17 protein-coding genes are annotated in these 18,213 nt (G+C 32.5%); 2 read left to right on the top strand and 15 right to left on the bottom strand.

The window, feature by feature from the left end; translation table 11 throughout:
* Positions 1-9: 9 nt before the first annotated feature.
* From MOV42_RS01615 to MOV42_RS01570, 10 genes are all read right to left on the bottom strand, one after another.
* Positions 10-213, bottom strand: coding sequence for a CcoQ/FixQ family Cbb3-type cytochrome c oxidase assembly chaperone (locus tag MOV42_RS01615; protein WP_324172074.1), 204 nt, complete (start codon positions 211-213; stop codon positions 10-12).
* 12 nt (positions 214-225) lie between these two features.
* Positions 226-918 (bottom strand): cytochrome-c oxidase, cbb3-type subunit II, encoded by a 693-nt coding sequence (gene ccoO / locus MOV42_RS01610; protein WP_324172073.1) that lies wholly within the window; start codon positions 916-918, stop codon positions 226-228.
* Between the two features lie 15 nt (positions 919-933).
* Positions 934-2,427 (bottom strand): cytochrome-c oxidase, cbb3-type subunit I, encoded by a 1,494-nt coding sequence (gene ccoN / locus MOV42_RS01605; RefSeq protein ID WP_324172072.1) that lies wholly within the window; start codon positions 2,425-2,427, stop codon positions 934-936.
* Between the two features lie 213 nt (positions 2,428-2,640).
* Positions 2,641-3,765, bottom strand: a complete 1,125-nt coding sequence (gene carA / locus MOV42_RS01600) for a glutamine-hydrolyzing carbamoyl-phosphate synthase small subunit (RefSeq protein ID WP_416385441.1) — start codon at positions 3,763-3,765, stop codon at positions 2,641-2,643.
* Positions 3,765-4,316, bottom strand: coding sequence for a DUF507 family protein (locus MOV42_RS01595; RefSeq protein WP_324172071.1), 552 nt, complete (start codon positions 4,314-4,316; stop codon positions 3,765-3,767). Before MOV42_RS01595 ends, carA begins: the two co-directional genes overlap by 1 nt.
* Positions 4,317-4,378: 62 nt before the next feature.
* Positions 4,379-4,888 (bottom strand): MotE family protein, encoded by a 510-nt coding sequence (locus MOV42_RS01590; protein WP_324172070.1) that lies wholly within the window; start codon positions 4,886-4,888, stop codon positions 4,379-4,381.
* The gene (locus MOV42_RS01585; protein WP_324172069.1) at positions 4,885-5,307 is read right to left on the bottom strand and encodes a flagellar export protein FliJ; all 423 of its coding nucleotides are present in this window, start codon (positions 5,305-5,307) and stop codon (positions 4,885-4,887) included. The genes MOV42_RS01590 and MOV42_RS01585 overlap by 4 nt, the downstream gene beginning before the upstream one ends.
* Before the next feature lie 20 nt (positions 5,308-5,327).
* Complete coding sequence (locus MOV42_RS01580) at positions 5,328-6,584, bottom strand: adenylosuccinate synthase (protein WP_324172068.1); 1,257 nt, start codon at positions 6,582-6,584, stop codon at positions 5,328-5,330.
* Positions 6,585-6,603: 19 nt separating this feature from the next.
* Positions 6,604-7,452, bottom strand: coding sequence for an ATP phosphoribosyltransferase regulatory subunit (locus MOV42_RS01575; RefSeq protein ID WP_324172067.1), 849 nt, complete (start codon positions 7,450-7,452; stop codon positions 6,604-6,606).
* On the bottom strand, positions 7,453-8,580 hold the full coding sequence (locus MOV42_RS01570) for a pyridoxal-phosphate-dependent aminotransferase family protein (protein ID WP_324172066.1): 1,128 nt from the start codon (positions 8,578-8,580) through the stop codon (positions 7,453-7,455).
* Between the two features lie 397 nt (positions 8,581-8,977).
* Between MOV42_RS01570 and MOV42_RS01565 the strand changes: the two genes are divergently transcribed.
* Positions 8,978-11,206: a DUF4116 domain-containing protein gene (locus MOV42_RS01565; RefSeq protein WP_324172065.1), complete on the top strand. Its 2,229-nt coding sequence runs from the start codon at positions 8,978-8,980 to the stop codon at positions 11,204-11,206.
* 11 nt (positions 11,207-11,217) lie between these two features.
* Positions 11,218-12,780 carry an ankyrin repeat domain-containing protein gene (locus MOV42_RS01560; protein WP_324172064.1) on the top strand — a complete coding sequence of 521 codons (1,563 nt, stop codon included), beginning with the start codon at positions 11,218-11,220 and terminating at the stop codon, positions 12,778-12,780.
* 170 nt (positions 12,781-12,950) lie between these two features.
* On the opposite strand, the gene MOV42_RS01555 is transcribed toward MOV42_RS01560, so the two are convergent.
* The 5 genes from MOV42_RS01555 to MOV42_RS01535 all read right to left on the bottom strand — a co-directional run bounded on the left by MOV42_RS01555 (position 12,951) and on the right by MOV42_RS01535 (position 18,212).
* Positions 12,951-13,997: a YeiH family protein gene (locus MOV42_RS01555; RefSeq protein WP_324172063.1), complete on the bottom strand. Its 1,047-nt coding sequence runs from the start codon at positions 13,995-13,997 to the stop codon at positions 12,951-12,953.
* Between the two features lie 135 nt (positions 13,998-14,132).
* A complete protein-coding gene (locus tag MOV42_RS01550; RefSeq protein ID WP_324172062.1) occupies positions 14,133-14,306 on the bottom strand; it encodes a hypothetical protein in 174 nt (57 codons plus the stop codon).
* Positions 14,307-14,549: 243 nt separating this feature from the next.
* Positions 14,550-15,881, bottom strand: coding sequence for a phosphatase PAP2 family protein (locus MOV42_RS01545; RefSeq protein WP_324172061.1), 1,332 nt, complete (start codon positions 15,879-15,881; stop codon positions 14,550-14,552).
* The gene (locus MOV42_RS01540) at positions 15,874-17,595 is read right to left on the bottom strand and encodes a bifunctional alpha/beta hydrolase/class I SAM-dependent methyltransferase (protein WP_324172060.1); all 1,722 of its coding nucleotides are present in this window, start codon (positions 17,593-17,595) and stop codon (positions 15,874-15,876) included. The genes MOV42_RS01545 and MOV42_RS01540 overlap by 8 nt, the downstream gene beginning before the upstream one ends.
* On the bottom strand, positions 17,592-18,212 hold the full coding sequence (locus MOV42_RS01535) for a lysophospholipid acyltransferase family protein (protein ID WP_324172059.1): 621 nt from the start codon (positions 18,210-18,212) through the stop codon (positions 17,592-17,594). Before MOV42_RS01535 ends, MOV42_RS01540 begins: the two co-directional genes overlap by 4 nt.
* Position 18,213: the final 1 nt, after the last annotated feature.

Raw genomic sequence — 18,213 nt, 5'->3', positions numbered from 1 at the left:
ATATCTCTCCTATTTCTCTTCTGTCTTTGACGAAGACAATACTGGTGTATCATCTACATCATCGTGTAATGCAATATTACTATACTCTTCATAGTCAATCCCGTTAACATCTTTTTTTGCACTATACAAATGATATATATAACCATAAAGAGCAAGAACTAAAAAAACAACTAAACCAAAGTAACCATAAGCTTGTAGCTGAGCAATATCCATTACAAACCTTTACTATTTCAGACTATTTAAATATGCAATTAAAGCAACTATTTCAGGAATCTCACCATTAGCCACTGCATCTTTAACATCTTGATCTTTCATATCTGCAACAATCAGTTTTGCTTCAGTTAACGCAATAGCATGTGCATCTGCAACACTATCACCCATTTTTACAATTAAACTAGACCCATCTTTCATAGGAACTGGTTTGTTGTAAGGAACCGAGAAGAACTCTGCTATTGTTAATTGTTCTGCAAAAGCAGTATCAATATCAGCAGCATTGCTAAACATCCAACGGTATGCAGGCATGATTGAACCTGGCACAACAGCAGCTGGATCTTTCATATGATTTTCGTGCCAGTCAGTAGTACGGTAGTTACCTACACGCATTAAATCTGGACCAGTTCTTTTTGAACCCCATAAAAATGGACGATCATAAGCATACTCACCACTTAAAGAATAGTGACCATAACGGTCAGTTTCTGATTTAAATGGACGAATCATCTGTGAATGACAAGCATTACAACTATTTTTAATATAAACATGACGACCTGCCAACTCTAATGTAGAGTATGGTGCAGTGCCGATTGTCGGACGAGAAGCCTGAGCAAAGTTTGGAAGAATTTCAACTAAACCTGCAAACGCAATTGTTAAGAACACCGCTACCGCAAAAAAGAACGGATGTTTTTCTAACCAATGAAACATAATTAATCCTTTCTATTAAGCGCCCATAGGCGATGCTGATTGTAGCTCTGACTCTTCAACTTCACGAGCAGACATAGTTTTATAAATGTTATAAGCAAACATAAAGAAACCAACTAGATATAATAATCCACCAACACCACGAATAGCGTAGTAAGGATGAAGGATAGTAACTGTATCAATGAAAGAGTAAGCTAAATTACCAAATTCATCGTGAGCTCTCCACATCATACCTTGAGTAATACCAGCAATCCACATAGAAGTAAAGTATAAAACAATACCTAAAGTTTGAATCCAAAATTGTGCAGCCATAAGCGATTTAGAGTAAATCTCACGCTTAAATACACGTGGAGCCATGTGGTAAAGTGCAGCCATAATCATGAAACCAACCCAACCAAGAGTACCATCATGAACATGACCAACGATCCAATCAGTAAAGTGTGCGATTGCATTAACAGATTTAATTGCCTGAATAGGGCCTTCTAAAGTTGAGAACATATAAAATGTAGAACCAAGAACCATAAACTTAATTAATGGAGACGCCGCAACTTGTTGCCACTCGCCTTTCATTGTAAGAAGCATATTAATCGCTGAACCCCATGAAGGAAGAATCAATATTACTGAGAAAATTGAACCCATAGTCTGTAACCAATCGGGAACAGTTGAGTATAACAAGTGGTGACCACCTGCCCATAAATATACAAACATTAAACCCCAAAATGAAAGTAAAGACAATTTATAAGAATAAATAGCTTGACCTGATTCTTTTGGTAAAAAGTAGTAAATCATAGCAACAATAGGAACAGTAAAACCAAATGCAACCGCATTATGACCATACCACCACTCTACAAGAGCGTCATTCGTACCAGCATACATAGATACTGAATGATACCACGCACCAATTCCTGTTTCACCAGCAGCAGATGTACCTAAAATAGTAGGAATCTCCATATTGTTGAAAAGATAAAGCATAGTTATACCTAGGAATGTAGCGATATAATACCAAATAGAAATATATAGTGATTTTTCACGGCGAATACCGATAAGACCAAAAATACTCATACCAAAGATAACCCAAACGATAACGATAGCGATATCAATAGGCCACTCAAATTCAGCATACTCTTTTGAAGTTGTAATACCCATTAATAGTGAAACAACAACTGCTGCAACACCTACTAAGTATAACCAAAAGTGTAATTTTCCTAAAAACATCAATAGCCCTGACTCTGCCATTGACACTTTTAAAACACGCTGACCAACATAATACCAAGTAGAAAAAATACCACTTAGTGTAAAACCAAAAATTACTGCATCTGTGTGCAGTGGACGAAGACGACTAAAGTTTGTATACTCAGCAAGTCCCTCACCTAACATCAGGTTTAACCCTGGAAAAGCAAGTTGAAATGCTAAGATTACACCGACGAGCATGCCAACAATTCCTAAAACAATTGTTGAAACCATGAACATCTTTGCAACCGTATAGTCGTACTCTAATGGACGATTCTCCATATATAGCCTCCTTAAAGATTCAAAGCAATTAAGTCTAGCAAAATACTAGACTAATTAACCCTATCACTATATCAATTTTATTGTTTAAAGTTTCTTAAAAAGTGACAAATTTGTGACAAATTTGCTATTTTTATTAATTTTTTGTTTACTTTAGTAATTTAATTAATTTTTAAGAAAGAAGAAGAGGTAGCATAAATATAAGAAATATTTATGCTACCTTTTTATTAGAGATAGAAATTCACAGAAGATATATTGACTCTCTTTTGGCCCTGGACTAGCTTCAGGATGATGCTGAACTGAAAAGATTGGAGAATCTTTGTATTTCAAACCCTCTATGGTATTATCAAAAAGATTTGTATGAGTTACATCTGCAATTTCTATAATATTATTAGGAACATTATAATTGTGATTTTGTGCAGTAATCTCAACTAATCCTGTTTTTTCATTTTTAACAGGATGATTTCCGCCATGATGACCAAATTTTAATTTAAAAGTATCATATCCATGAGATATAGAAAGTAGTTGATGACCCAAACAAATACCAAACATTGGAATTTTAGCATCTATGAGTTTTTTAATCTGCTCTTGCTCACGCTTCAAAACAAGTGGATCCCCCGGTCCATTTGACAAAAACACACCATCAATTATTTTAGACTTATAACTTTTTATTAAATCTTCTGCTTTAAACGAATTTGGAATAACCTCGACACCGATACCAGCACTTACTATTTCATTTAAAATATTACGCTTAACACCAAAGTCAATAACAGCGATATTTGCTTGAGTTATTGGTGTTTCATCATATTTGAACTCTGTGTTTGAGTAAGTTGAGCGTTCATGCTTGTAAATTATTTTTGTACTTACTTGCTCTATATAATTTACATCTTCAATGCGAGGAGAATTTTCTAAAATGTTTTTTAGCTCATTTCTATCACTAATTGTTGTAGAAGCTACCATCATCATGGCACCCTCTTTTCTTATCATCTTAGTTAAAAATCTTGTATCAATATCACAAATCCCCATGATATTGTGCTTAATTAAAAAAGACTCTAAAGATTCTTCTGCTCTAAAACTTGAATATCTAGCTTGATATTTTCTAACTAACATACCTTTAGCATGTGCTTTTGAACTTTCCATATCTTGTTCATTCACACCAACATTACCGATCTCTGGCATTGTAAAAGTAACAAACTGACCAGCATAAGATGGATCAGACATGATTTCTTGATAACCACTCATAGATGTATTAAAAACTATCTCGCCAACAACAGTATCTTCAGCTCCAAAACTCTTAGCTTCTATGAAAGTTCCATTTTCAAGATAAATGTATGCTTTCATTATTCCATGCCTCTTTTAGTTAACTCTTCTCTATATATTTTCTCATATAAAATATCAAACTCATCAGTTCCTGGTATATATCTTTTTTTGTAAGATCTTATTTTATCCATTACTGCGTCATCCATTTCAGAAGCATCTGCTATAAAAGATGTTATCGCACTATAAATGATGTTTTTTATTCTGTTTTCAGTTACATCAAAATGAATTAAATCTTCTTCATAAAGTTCATCTAAAATCTTATGAGAAATATCTGAATATCTCTCTTCATAGTTAAGAATTACACCAAATTCTGGTGCTAATTTTTTCTTAATCATAAAGAAAAGTTGTCGTTCATCAGCAAGCATAAACTCTATCTCTTCTTCGTTATCATCACAAATGTCTGCGGCTTTATCTTCAAGTGCCATCTCTTGTTCAACACTAAAACGAATTACTTTCTCTGCTTCTTGTGCGACTGCTTCAAGACCTTTTGTCATAGTAACAAAACCACTTTTATTTAAATCGATTGCGACTCTACTTGATATATGAGGTATAGTTTTTAATGAAATTTTCATGTAGCGACCCTAATTGTTAAATAATTTTTAGAAATGATACAATAATTATAATTAGTTTTTGATTATTTTGATAAAATTAATGTTAGTTCTGAGGCCTTTTTTGCATCCATTTTTGTGAGAATTTTTCCAACAGTTTTTGGTTTAAGTGAAGAGAGTATAGATGCTGCTTCTTTAGTATCCATATCTGAGAGTATATTTGCAGATGCTGCTGGTTTCATTTTTGCAAAAGTTTGAGCAACCTTATCCATTTTCATATCTTTTGTTTTCTTTAAAACTTCTTCATTTCTTTTTAACATTTTTTTAATGGAATCTTCTTTTGTTGTAATTTCACCTAATTTTTTATCTACAACTTCTTCTTTTATTTTTAATCTACTTTCTTTTTTTAAAAGAAGCTCTTCTGTTGCGATTTTTAATGCGCTTAGAGCTTGTTTTTGCTCATCTATTCGTTCTAGTTCAACTAAAAGTTCACTCTTTCTTTCTTTAAATATTTCAGTACAATCAAAAAGCCTATCACTAGTTTGAATTGCCATAAGAGATGTGAAAGTTAATATAAAAATTACTAATAATTTCAATGTTTTTCCTTGTAAGAGTGTGTCATTAAAGCAACTTCATCTAAATCTTTTGCCTCTTGCTTCTTTATCTTTTTTATCTTTTTTTGCATCTCTTGAAGTTCTAAATACTTAAACTTTTCAAATTCAATCATATCTATTTTTAGTTTTTCTTTAGCTTGATTAACTTGGTTTGAAGCAAAATTTACCCACTCTTTGTTGTGGTCTATCAAACCTCTACCAGAGGAAAGTAAACTCCTAGATGCTAAAAAGTCAGACATTGAACCACTTGTAGGAGATTCAATATCATCTAAAGAATTGTAAGAAATTTGCAAAGCCATTGCAGCACTATTTAAGTCCACATTTGCTTTTTGTACTAGACGCTCACTTTTTTCCATAGTAGTTTTTTTCAACTTAACTAATGGACTAAAGCGGGTTTTCATATTAATACTTTCCTTTGGTGTTAAAGAATTATCGTATCTTCTCTTTCAGGTGAAGTTGAAATAATTCCTATTTTAGTTTGTGAAATTTCTTCAATAATTTTAACATAATCTTGAGCAGAAGAAGGTAGGTCTTCAAACTTTCTAGCACCAACTGAGTTATCCCAACCTTTAAAAGTTTTATAAATTGGAGTTACATCTTCAAGGTTTGATGGAAGATAATCTATCTCTTTTCCATCTAATTCATAAGCTATACATACTTTAACTTCATCAAATCCATCTAAAACATCAAGTTTCATCAATGCTAATTCATCACAACCATTTAAGCGACTTGCATATCTAGTAGCTATAGCGTCAAACCAACCACATCTTCTAGCTCGTCCTGTTGTAGTTCCGAACTCATTTCCTTGTACGCCAAGTCTTTTTCCATCTTCACCAAAATCTTCACTTGGAAAAGGTCCATTACCTACACGAGTACAATAAGCTTTTACAATTCCTGTAACTTTACCGATATTTTTAGGGTTGATTCCAAGACCTGTACAAGCACCAGCTGATACAGTTGCTGAAGAAGTCACAAACGGATATGTTCCATGATCAATATCTAAAAGTGTACCTTGCGCACCTTCTAATAATATCTTTTTATTAGCATCTAGAGCGTTCCAAACCATTTGAGTTGTATCTGTGATATGCGGAGCAAGTTTAGCTTTATAACCTTCTAGCTCAGCTAGTAATTCAGACTCAATTGGCGTAGCTATTTCATAAATATCAAAGATTTGTCTATTTTGCTCAAACATCTCAATGATAGATGCACAAAGTTTTTTAGGATTTAAAAGTTCACCAACTCTAAAACCAGTACGGTTAATTTTATCTGCATAAGCAGGTCCAATTCCCTTACCCGTTGTACCAATAGCTTTATCACCTTTTAGTCTTTCTTTTGCTTGATCAACAAGAGCATGATAGTAAAGATTTAAATGTGCTTTATCAGAGATATAAAGACGACCTTCAAGACCTTCAAACTGTACCATTTCTTTGATTATTGACTCTGGAGATAAAACAACACCATTACCAACAACATTGATAGCTTTAGGATTTAAAACACCAGAAGGAACAAGATGAAGTGCAAATTTAACTCCATCAACCCAGATAGTATGTCCAGCATTGTGACCACCTTGGCTTCTACAAACCATGTCGTACTCTTGTGCTAGTTTATCAACTATTTTACCTTTACCTTCATCGCCCCACTGAATACCTACAATTAAATCTGCTTGATTATTTTTCATATTTTCCTCTTTATCAATATTATTTTGTTAAACTTTCACAAAGTGCATCTGTATAAATAGCAAACCCAACTGATGTTAAATCGTCATTTTTGTATCTTCCGCCACTCGCATAAACTTCATTTTTTTCTATGCATCTAAAAAATAACTCATCATAGTAAAGCATTTTTGCATAATACATCGGTGCTAAAACAATGTCTTTATATGACATCTGTGAGCATAACTCTTTCATTTTTATCAACTCTACTTTGATTGACTCTGGTGCTATATCTATCACTTCATCAATACTCTCAACATACTGAAGATAAACAAGTTTATTTAACCAATCAACTTTTAAATTTAAAAATTTTTCTATGTTGATATGACGAAAATCATCTAATGTCAATTCATCAAACATTTCAACTAAAAGTTTTGGTATTTTGATGTTTGATACTTGCATTAAAGGCTTTAGCTCTAACTTGTCAAAAATATTTACAGCTAAATTTGCGACAGATGAAAGATTCTTTTCATCCATAAACTCGGCACCAACTTGGTATTGTTCCCCAGTTGGATAACGAAATACAGGCTGAATATAAAACCATTTTTTTTGTTCTGTATTTCTACCAAGTCTTTTTTCAATAATTCTAACAACATCAATAGTAGAATCAGCACGAAGAGATAAAGAGTTATTTTGAGCATCATTTACTCTTATCAACTCTCTATCATCAGAAATGCTTAGATGCTGATGATATGAAAAAAGAGGAGTTACAATCTCCTCAAATCCATTATCATAAAGAATCTCACTAGCTATATTTTCTATATTTCTTTTTACTTTTGCACTATTTGCAAAGTAAAGTTTTGTTCCATTTGGAATCTCATGTTCTAATATCATTTATATCTCTTTCTTTTGTAATGCTGATTTAAAATAAGTTTCATTATATACCTTAGAGGCAATTCCGCCATACTCTAATCTTCCCATACGATGTAGTATAAGCTCTATGGAATTTACAACCCAAATAGACTTATGTGTTTGAATCAATCCCATTTGGTTTATGCGAAATATTTTACCTTTAAGATGATCTTGTCCACCAGCTACATTTACACCGTACTCTTCTTTTAAAGCTGAACGAATTTTTGCTGCATCTTTATCATCAATAGTTGTCATACTTTTTGCAGGAGTAGTTGGATATATATGTAATCCTATCGCTTGAAGTGCAGCTTGTGTAGCTTTTGCGCGTCTTGCAGTATTACAATAAAGAACTCCTATACCACCCTGCTTTTCTATTGTCTGTAAAACTTCTAAAAGTCCTATGATTAAAGTAGTTGCAGCTGTATATGCTGTTGTGTTTTGGCGTTGTTTTTTTATCTCAGATGCAAGGTTTAAATAGTAACCTTTTCCTGTTCCAATTTTTTCAATCCCAACATTACTAAGTCCTAAAATTGAAAGACCAGGAGGAAGCATAAGTGCTTTTTGACTACCAGCTATCAGACAGTCAATATTTGATACATCTATTCTCTCAACACCAACAGCAGTAATACCATCAGCGATAATCATAATCTTAGGATTTATCTCTTTTACAGCCTTTGCTAACTCTTCAACAGGGTGACGAAGCCCTCCTGCTGATTCACTAATCTGAACTGCTATAGCATCTATATCGCTATTTGTTTTTATCATATCAACAATAGCATCTACACTTGCAGGTGTATCCCACTCATTTTTTATCTCTATATTTTTTAGTCCATTAGCAAGAGCGATTTTTCCAAATCTTTCTCCAAACTTTCCAGAGTTTACACTAAGAAGAGTCTTGTGACAAAGGTTTATAACAGCTGCTTCCATAGCACCTGTACCAGTAGATGCAAGCATAACAATTTCATCCGTAGCAAAAAGATTAAAAAGATGTTTTCTTGTTTGCTCAAAAATTGCTTCAAATTCTGGTGTACGATGATGCATAGTTTCATCACTCATTGCATTACGAATATTTTGGGATACTGGAGTTGGTCCAGGCGTAAAAAGTAACATTTATATTCCTACGAAGTTTATATTTTTATAAAAACCTCGTATTATATCGAAATAAATTTAAATTCTATTTTCATATAGGGTCGATCGGTGTTCACTAAGTTTATATAATGGTTTTATGTTTTGCAAAAGCTTTCGCCAATTATAGCGACTTGTCTTTATAAATCTATAATACGCGTCCTTACCAAAATGCACTATCACTCTTTTTACGAAGTTACTCTCTTTAAGTATCTTTGTGATTTTTATCTCATGTAAAACTTCAAGAATGGAATTCTTTAATATACTCTTCATAGCATAGTTGATATAATAACAAACTTATACTAGAAAGTGCCTATTTGTTGGCTTTAATGCTCAATTTAAGTTCGTGGGAACTTTATTATATTTTTTTACAAGGAAACGAATGAAAATAGCCATTTTAACTCTTATGATTTTTTTTAATATTGCTCTGGGTAATACAAATGATAGTTCTAAAAAAACTCGACTTGAAATTCTAAAACAAAATGGCTATGAGATAGAATATATTAACAACCCGTCTAAAGAAATCCAACTTGTTGCAGTTAAGCAGAATTCTAATGCTATTGAATATATAAATTATCCATTTGAAGAAGTCCAGCTTGTTGCAGTTAAGCAAAATGCTTATGTTATTAAGTATATCTCTAATCCTTCTGAAGCTGTCAAGATAGCAGCTGTGACACAAAATGCCAGCGCTATCAAATATATTTCAAATCCATCTGAGGAAGTTCAACTAGAAGCTGTAAGACAAAATGCATATACAATTAAATTTATTGAAAATCCTTCAGAGAGTGTTCAGCTAGCAGCTATACAAAAAAATATTTTTTCTATAAAATACATCAAAAACCAATCCTCTTTACTAAAAGAGTACAAGCAGATTATAGAAGATCCAAAAAATATAGCACTTATTGAAAATCCTTCTGAGACTATTCAGATAGCGACTGTAACACAAGATGGAAACCTTATTAAATTGATAAAAAATCCTTCAATAGCAGTTAAAATAGCATCTGTAAAACAAAATGGAAATGCGATTGAGTATATTGAAAATCCATCAAAAATAGTTCAGATAGAAGCTGTTAAACAAGCTTCAAATGCCATTATACATATAGATAATCCTTGTGAAGAAGCTCAATTAGAAGCAGTTAAACAAAATGAAAATCTTATTGAACATATTAAAAATCCTACACAAGCTGTTCAACTTGTTGCTATTAAACAAGATATTCAGGTACTACAATATATCAAAAATCTATCCAAAGAAGTTAAAATAGCTGCACTAAAGCAAGATGGCGAAGCGATAAAATACATTAAAAAACCATCGCAAGAGCTTCAGCTTATAGCTATTGAACAGAATAATTATGTATTTAATGATATAAAAAACCCTTCTGAAGTTGTTCAACTAGCCGCTGTGAAAAAAAATGGTTTTAATATACAATATATTGAAAATCCATCACAAGAAGTTATAACAACGGCTATTAATCAAGATGGAAGAAGTATTTTTGGTATTAAAAATCCATCTGAAGAACTAAAACTTCTTGCGGTTAGACAAGATGGTAATGCAATAGAATATATCAAAAATCCATCAGAAGAACTTCAGCATATTGCAGTTAATCAAGATCCATCTTCAATCCGATATATTACAAATCCATCAGAAATTCTTCAGTTTAAGATCTTAGCAAAAAACTACGGATTAGCATTTAGATTTATAAAAAATCCTACAGAAGCTGTTCAGCTAGAGGCTGTGAAAAATCAATTTGCGCTTGGGTATATTAAAAACCCTTCTTTAGCTGTTCAAACAAAAGCTATTAAGCATCATTATTGGGCTATTCAATATATAAAAAATCCGTCTAAAAAACTAAAACTTCTTGCAGTTAAACGAGATGGCAATGCAATCCAATATATAAAAAAACCATCTGAAGAACTTCAACTAATTGCAGTTAAAGTAGATGGTGGTGCAATCAGACATATTAAAAATCCATCTAAAGCTGTTGAACTTGCGGCAGTTAGAGAAAATGGTGACGCAATCAGGCATATCAAAAATCCATCTAAAGCTGTTGAGCTTGCGGCAGTTAGAGAAGATGGTTACGCACTACAATATATTAAAAATCCATCTGAAGAAGTTCAGATTATCGCTGTTAAGCAAAATGCCAATGCACTACAATACATTAAAAATCCATCTGAAGAAGTTCAGATTATCGCTGTTGAGCAAGATGCCAATGCACTACAATATATTAAAAAACCATCTGAAGAAGTTCAGTTTATAGCAGTAAAAAAAAATAGTTATGTATTACGATATATTGAAAATCCATCTGAAGAACTTCAACTTATTGCGGTTAAAATACGTGGTAGTATAATTAGGCATATCAAAAATCCATCTGAAGCTGTTAAACTTGAAGCAGTTAAAGAAGATGGTAGTGCAATTAATCATATCTTAAATCCATCAGAAGAAGTTCAGCTTGTAGCAGTAAAAAAAACTAGTTATGCATTACGATATATTGAAAATCCATCTGAAGCTGTTCAGCTTGTAGCGGTAAAAAAATATACTAGTGCAATTCAATATATTAAAAACCCATCTAAAAAAGTGTTAGATGCTGCGAAAAAAAATAGTCAATTGGTATAACAGGAGAAAAAATGAGATTTATAAATATAGTTTTTTTACAAGTAATTTTTGTTCTTAGTATGGTTCATGCAGATACTAAAATATACTATGGTCATATACAAGAGTACCCAATAACTATGGAGTTATCACTAAAAGACGATAAAACAGTTACTGGATATTACTTTTATGATAAGTATAAAAAGAAAATTAACCTTTGGGGAAGTTTTGATAATAATCTAATCACAACATATGTAAAAGATAAAAAAATGAATATCACGGAAACATTTGAAGGTAGGTTTTCAGGTAAACAAATCATAGGTAGTTGGAAACAAAAAAAGACTACACTCCCTTTTGAGGTTTCTTTGGAAAAAGAGGTAGACATTTTTGAAGATAGTAAAATAACATGTAGCGAAATGAAATCATATCCAAACCTTGTATTTGGTTCTAAATATGGAATAGACTTAGGTAGTGGTAGAGGTTCTCCTACAAGTGTAGATTATTCTTGTGAAGGTGGCCTAGGTTCACTTACATTTTTAAAAGATATTTATAATCTTAGTGAAGCTATAAGAAGTGAAGCTTATGGTTCTGTATGCTCAGGGAGTATAGTTTATGCTCATGCTAGATATTATGAATTTGGATTGCTAAAAGCTGGTTTAGCCCCAGATATATTAAAGAAACAATTAATAACTCCAAATGAGACAGAAATAGTAAAAAATACAAAAAAATATTTTACTTTATGGGCATATCAAAGCTTATATAATTTTTCACTATTTGAGGAATACTGGCATATGCATGATAAAGCTTTCCCTTTATTATCTAAACATTTTGAAAAAACATTTTCATTTACAAAAGAGGAAGCAAATAGCTACACAAAATATGCACTTAGAGAGTTTTTATTTAGAGCTGCTGGTTCATTTTCATCTTATATCTTAGAAAGTAATCCATATATAGGTTCTCTTATAGAAACTATAGCAAATCCTAAAAATTCATCAAAAGAGCTTGATGAAGAACTTCTAAAAAAATTCTCTCAAAAAGAGTTAGATTATGGGTTGAAAATAGCTATACTTAACAAAAAAGACAATAGCTACATAAAGAAACTCTTAAAAAAAGGGGCTATTATAAATACAGGAGATGAATCAGCTCTATTTTTTGCACTACAAAATACAAATCAATTTACTTTTCTTTTAGAACAAGGTGCAGATATAAACTACAAAAACTCTTTTGGAAAATCGGTCTTATATTATGCGATTGGTTTTAGTAATCTTGAACTTATTAAGATAATGATTGAAAATGGGGCAAATATAAATGATACCTATATAGACTCAAAAACAAGAGATAAATCTATGTATGATGGAGAAGTATTCTATAAAACACACTGTTCATTAAAACATACAAAAAGAACACCTCTGATGCATGCTTCTCAAAATTCAGATGTAGCTATACTGAAGTATCTTATATCTCATGGTGCAAATAAACATGCTGTTGATGAGATGAACTATAATGCTTTAGATTATGCTCATATGGGTAAACTAAAAGAAAATATTGAATTTGTAAAATCAATTGGGCTTACAACAAAAAGATCATATTGGGAGTAAACAAGAGTTTATTTACAAATGACTGTACCACAAGGGTAGGCTTTGTGCTAAAAAAGCTCTAAAATATGTATAAATTGTCAAACTTTTAAACAATTATTAGCCAAATATGGATGAATATACCGTTGATGTAAAAGTACATAATAAACGAGCAGTAAACTTAGTATGTGATATTAAAAAGTTGCCACTACCCACTTGGTAATAAAATATCCACCAACCACTAACCAAACAAACATAGATAAAGCTGTATGCAATGGTGCAAGCCCTAGACCTTTAAACTTGGCAAATCTTGTTCCCATTCCAAGTGCTGTCATCGCCATTGTAAGTAAAAAAGTGTCTATTTCATTTATGGTATTTACTATATTTTCTGGGACTAATCCAAGAGAATTAAATCCTGCCATACCAACAAAATAAACTGCAAACCAGGGAATAACTAACTTAACACCACCACCTATCGTTCCATTTTTCTTAGCAGAAAAAGACAGATAAATACCTAAAATTATTAGCATCGGAGCAATCATAATAACTCTTGTCATTTTTACAATAACAGCAGAGTTTGCCATTTCATCACCAGCTCCCGGGATAGATGCAGGGACAGCTACAACTTGAGCGACTTCATGAATAGTTCCACCTACATAGATGCCAAATTCTCTAGCGTTCATATCTAACATCCCCGAGCTATAAAGTACAGGGTATAAAAACATCGCTATTGTTCCAAAAAGAACTACCATAGAAACAGCAACAGCAGTTTTATGCTCTTGTGCTTTTAAAACAGGCTCTGTTGCCAAAACTGCTGCCGCTCCACAAACAGCGGCACCAGCAGCTGTTAGCATCGAAGTGTCTCTATCCATCTTAAAAACTCTTTGACCTAAAAATGTTCCTAGCACAAATGTTGTTGAGAGCATGATAAGAGATACCATAAATCCATCTATTCCAACCTCTGCAATTTGTTGAAAAGTTATACGAAAACCATAAAATACAATAGCAAATCTAAGAATTTTTTTAGCTGAAAATGTTATACCACCTTGCCAAGCATCTGGTGTTTGATTGTGAAGAGTATTTGCGTAAAAAATTCCTAAAACTATACCGATTACAAGAGGAGAAATTCCAAGAGAACTAAAAAAGTCTAAACTTGATAACATTGTAGATGCTAACGCGAAAATTGCTACAAAAACTACACCACTTATGGTTCCTTTACGCTTCTTAACTGAAAATGGCATCTACATTCACTCCTTTTAAAAAAGCCATTATATCACAAAAGTATCACTTGATTTCAACTTTTAATTTAGTTTTTTAATCACTGCGTTAAAATATGCCCCCAATTGGTGTTAATGAAAATATGTGTGTCTAAATAATCATTTTTTCTTATAACTTACTAGATAATCATCAACCATTTTTAGCAGTTTTTTCATTGGAGAAAACACTCCACCATCTATTGCATTTGTATCTAAAAAGAGCGAGAAGCCTGCCCTTGGGGTACAGTTATTTATAAATAAACCTTTGCTTACTCCAATATACCATACTTTCAAGCACTTTTTAGCCCCCCTCCTCCGTATCTTTCATTAAGTCTAAATATTTCATATGTATGCTAACGGATAAGCTAAGCCCTAAAAGGGTCACCAACTACTTGGATAAGTTCCACCAACTGTTCCACTTTCACAAACTTAGCTGCCTTGTTTAGCAGTTAGTTTGACACCTTACTTAAAAAACTTACTAGCAGACTCGTACTCATACTAATAAGTTTGGAATTATAGAAAATCTATAGCTATATCTTAACATTCTATATAAAGGTTGAGATAGTTTTGGTATATTTCAAGATTAATTTTCATATATTCTGATTTTATATAGTTTGGACGGATATTCGCTATGAGTTCATCTACTTCTTCAAGTGTATATTTTTGGTACAAAAGCCAAGCTGATATAAGAAGTACACTTCTTGATAATCCTAATGCACAGTGTACATAAACACCATCCTCTTTATATAGTTCTATTAGCTCTACGCCTCTATGTAAAGATTCTGGACTTTGTATTGTTTGGTCAAGAAAAGGTAGCCTTGTCTCTTTTATGCTAGCTTTATGAAGCTGCTGTTCTGATGCAAGATTTATAGTATGACCTATACTTTTAGAGCTCAAATCTTTGTACTCATCTTTAGTTGGGAAACGACCAAGGTAGATTTTTGGTACTACAGTTGCCATGAGGCTAATACGACTCTTGTAATAGTTCCATGAGATATAATTTCCTGCAAAATATGGAAAAAATAGTAGCCACTGCCATATATTTGCTTTTGCATTTTCCCCAACTAGCATAGTGTTTAAGCCCAAAGCATAAACTATACTCACACTAAATAGTGAGAGAAATATCCATATAAAAAACCACTGAAATGTTACAATATAAAAACTTAGTATCATAAAAATAGCACTAGCTATTAAGTAGTAAAATCCCATCTTTATACTTCTTGGTGTACTAAATCCGGATATAAAGTAACTATTTTTATCTTTAGAGATAAACCAAGTAGCGAACAGACCCATAATAATTCCAGTTGGTATATCTATGAAGTGATGTTGAAAAACAAAAAGTGTAGATAGAGCTATGAGATAAAACCAAGAAGCTACTATATATTTAAGCCATTTAGGTTTTAAGTATTTCTTCATACTAGCCCATAAAACGATGGAAAAACTTATGTGAAGAGAGGGTAGTTGATTGTATGGTAAATCTGCTTGGAGCATACCAAAGAGAATGGGGAACTCCTCTATTTTAGGTTTAGCAAAGCTATACTCAAGAGGAAACAGTGTAAAAATCAGCGTAGATAAAGCAACTATAAAGAGTACTCTAGCAGCCAAAATTCTTAGTTCAAGCCGTGTATATGGAAGTAAAAATGCTATAACAAACATCAAATCAGATGACATATAGGGGATGATAAAAACCTCTATGAATGGTATCTGCGTCTCCCACTCCATAAATAGAGAGGGGTTTGGAGCATTTAGAGATGCAAATTGATTGCTAGAGCCATAGAGTAAGAAAAAAACCACTCCCATGAACCCTAACCATACGAATCTCTCTTTTTTTGCACTTATAGCGTCCATTGCTGGGTTAAACTTATACATTTTTTCCTACGAACTTAGCTGAAGAAACAGTAAATATTCCCCAGTCATCTATCTTCATAGATTTTTTTTCAAATCCAGAGATATTAAAAATATGGTCTAGCTCATATTGTGAGCGTCTTCTCATAATCCACTTTGTATCCTGATGATTTCCAAGAACATGAGCTATTTGAGCCAGTTGAGGATGCCATGGCTGACCTGTATATACTAAAAAACTATTTTCGCCCATAATGGATGATACTCCATCAATGGCATTTTGTATAAGAGTGTTATCACTAAAGAGTTCAAATACACCTGAGATTATCACTATGTTTGGCTTATACTCTGTTGGGTCATAATTATTTTTATCAAAAGCATCGCTTTGTCTGTATGATATATTGCTAAGGTTTCTTTCTTTGACTAACTTTCTACCCTCTTGAATATTTTGTTCTTGATAATCACGAACTTGTATCTCAACATCTCTATACTCATTAGCAATCTCTACTAGATAACGAGCTGGTCCACCTGCAATGTCTAAGATACGAACCTCTTGACCCTCATCTTTTAAAATTGTTATCTTATCTTTTATAGTTTGAATAAGGTTCACTTTTCTCTGTCTGATACCTTTCCATCCGATGCTATCTAAATAATTTTTATCTATCATCTCTCCAAAAAAATTCGTTCCACTTGGTTGATTTTTATATACATAATCAAGTGTTACACCCGAATCAAAACCATATTTTTGACCTATACTGATTCCATTACTCATACCACCAAAAAGTGACATCATTTTTTTTTGTACAAAGTAGTTTAGACTTTCACCCATCGGTAGAGTTCCATAAGTGATTCTATTTTGCTCTTTTTGTGTCTCTCTTATCATCTCATCTACTATGTGTGTACCTTCATTTTTAAAGCACTCGTTCATAAAATTTGAAATTTCATCTATAGCTTCTTGCTTATTGCTTTCATGTAAAATAGCATGATAAAAACCATCAAGTTTTACAAATTTTTTATGAGGAGATGCTAGATTAGCATAGAAATCTCCTTGCATCTTAGAATCAACCACGTAATCGTTTCCTGCACTAAGAACAAGCGTTGGAGTTGCAATAAGATAAGCATCATCAACAATTCTAATCGCAGTATCTAAAAGAGTCGTTAGTTGTCTCGCTGGTATGTTAGGTGTTATTAAAGTATCTTCATCATACTTTTTTTGTTCATCTATGTTGTGTGTCAAGAGTTTTGATTTAACATAAGATTTTATATTAAGCTCTGGTTTAAAAAAGATAGCCATCTTTAAAAACTCTTTTGCAAATGGTATATATAGTTTTATCTTAAATGCTGGAGCTACTAAAGCCATTCCTCTTATCTTTGGTGCATAATCATGCACCCATGTAGATGCTACAACACCAGCAACAGAGTTAGCAATGATAAATATATCTTGTGGAGTTTTTTGCTCTTTTTCACAAACAAATGAAACAAAGGCATCTAAGTCACGAACTAGATTCATAAATTCAAAGCTTGCTTCTACTTGACTCTTTCCATGACCTCTATTGTCGTAAGAGTATTTTTTATACTTTTTAAACTCATCTCTTAAAGCTATATCTTCTACTCTACCTGAATGTTCATGTCCACGATGCAGGATAATCAATATCTTTGAGTTATCTTCTTGGGGACTCCACTCTCTATAAAATAACTCTTCATTATCAAATGTTTTAAAATTTCCCGTTAATATATTCATAATATCTCACTTTGTAGTTTTTTAATTGTTTCTTCTATTTTTATAGTAAAATCTTTAATGTTATCATTTTTATAGTAGATAGCATCTGCAATATTTACATCTATGATGAAAGGTACAAATAGTGCCTCACCTTTTGGAAGTGATTTACCTGCTCCGTGGATATATACTGAAACTATTGGTACATTAGGGCAAGATTTTGCTAGATGGGCTATGCCTGTTTTAAAAGGTACCATCTTTTCAGCTTCGCCACGACTTCCTTCTGGAAAGAGTATAACTATATCTCCATTACTTAATACCTCATGTACTTTCGCAAATGGGTGACCCTCACTTTTTTTTGGTTTTCTACTAAGAGGGATGATTCCTAGTACATTTAGTGAAAACCAAGCTAAATATCTATTTCTTAAGAAGTAATCAGCGGCTGCTAAAGGTCTCACTTTTTTGATTTTAGATAGAGAAAATATACTCATCAAAATCATAGTATCAAGATGGCTATTATGATTTGCTACGATAATACAAGGTCCATCTTGAGGTAATTTTTCTCTATTTCTTAGGTTAATTCCTGAAATCAAAATGATTAGAGGTCTTACAATAAAAAGAAAAAAGATTTGCTTTAGCATC

Origin of the sequence: Sulfurimonas sp. (genome assembly GCF_029027405.1) — a bacterium.
Taxonomy (GTDB): domain Bacteria; phylum Campylobacterota; class Campylobacteria; order Campylobacterales; family Sulfurimonadaceae; genus Sulfurimonas.
This window is presented reverse-complemented; position numbering and strand designations above follow the sequence as displayed.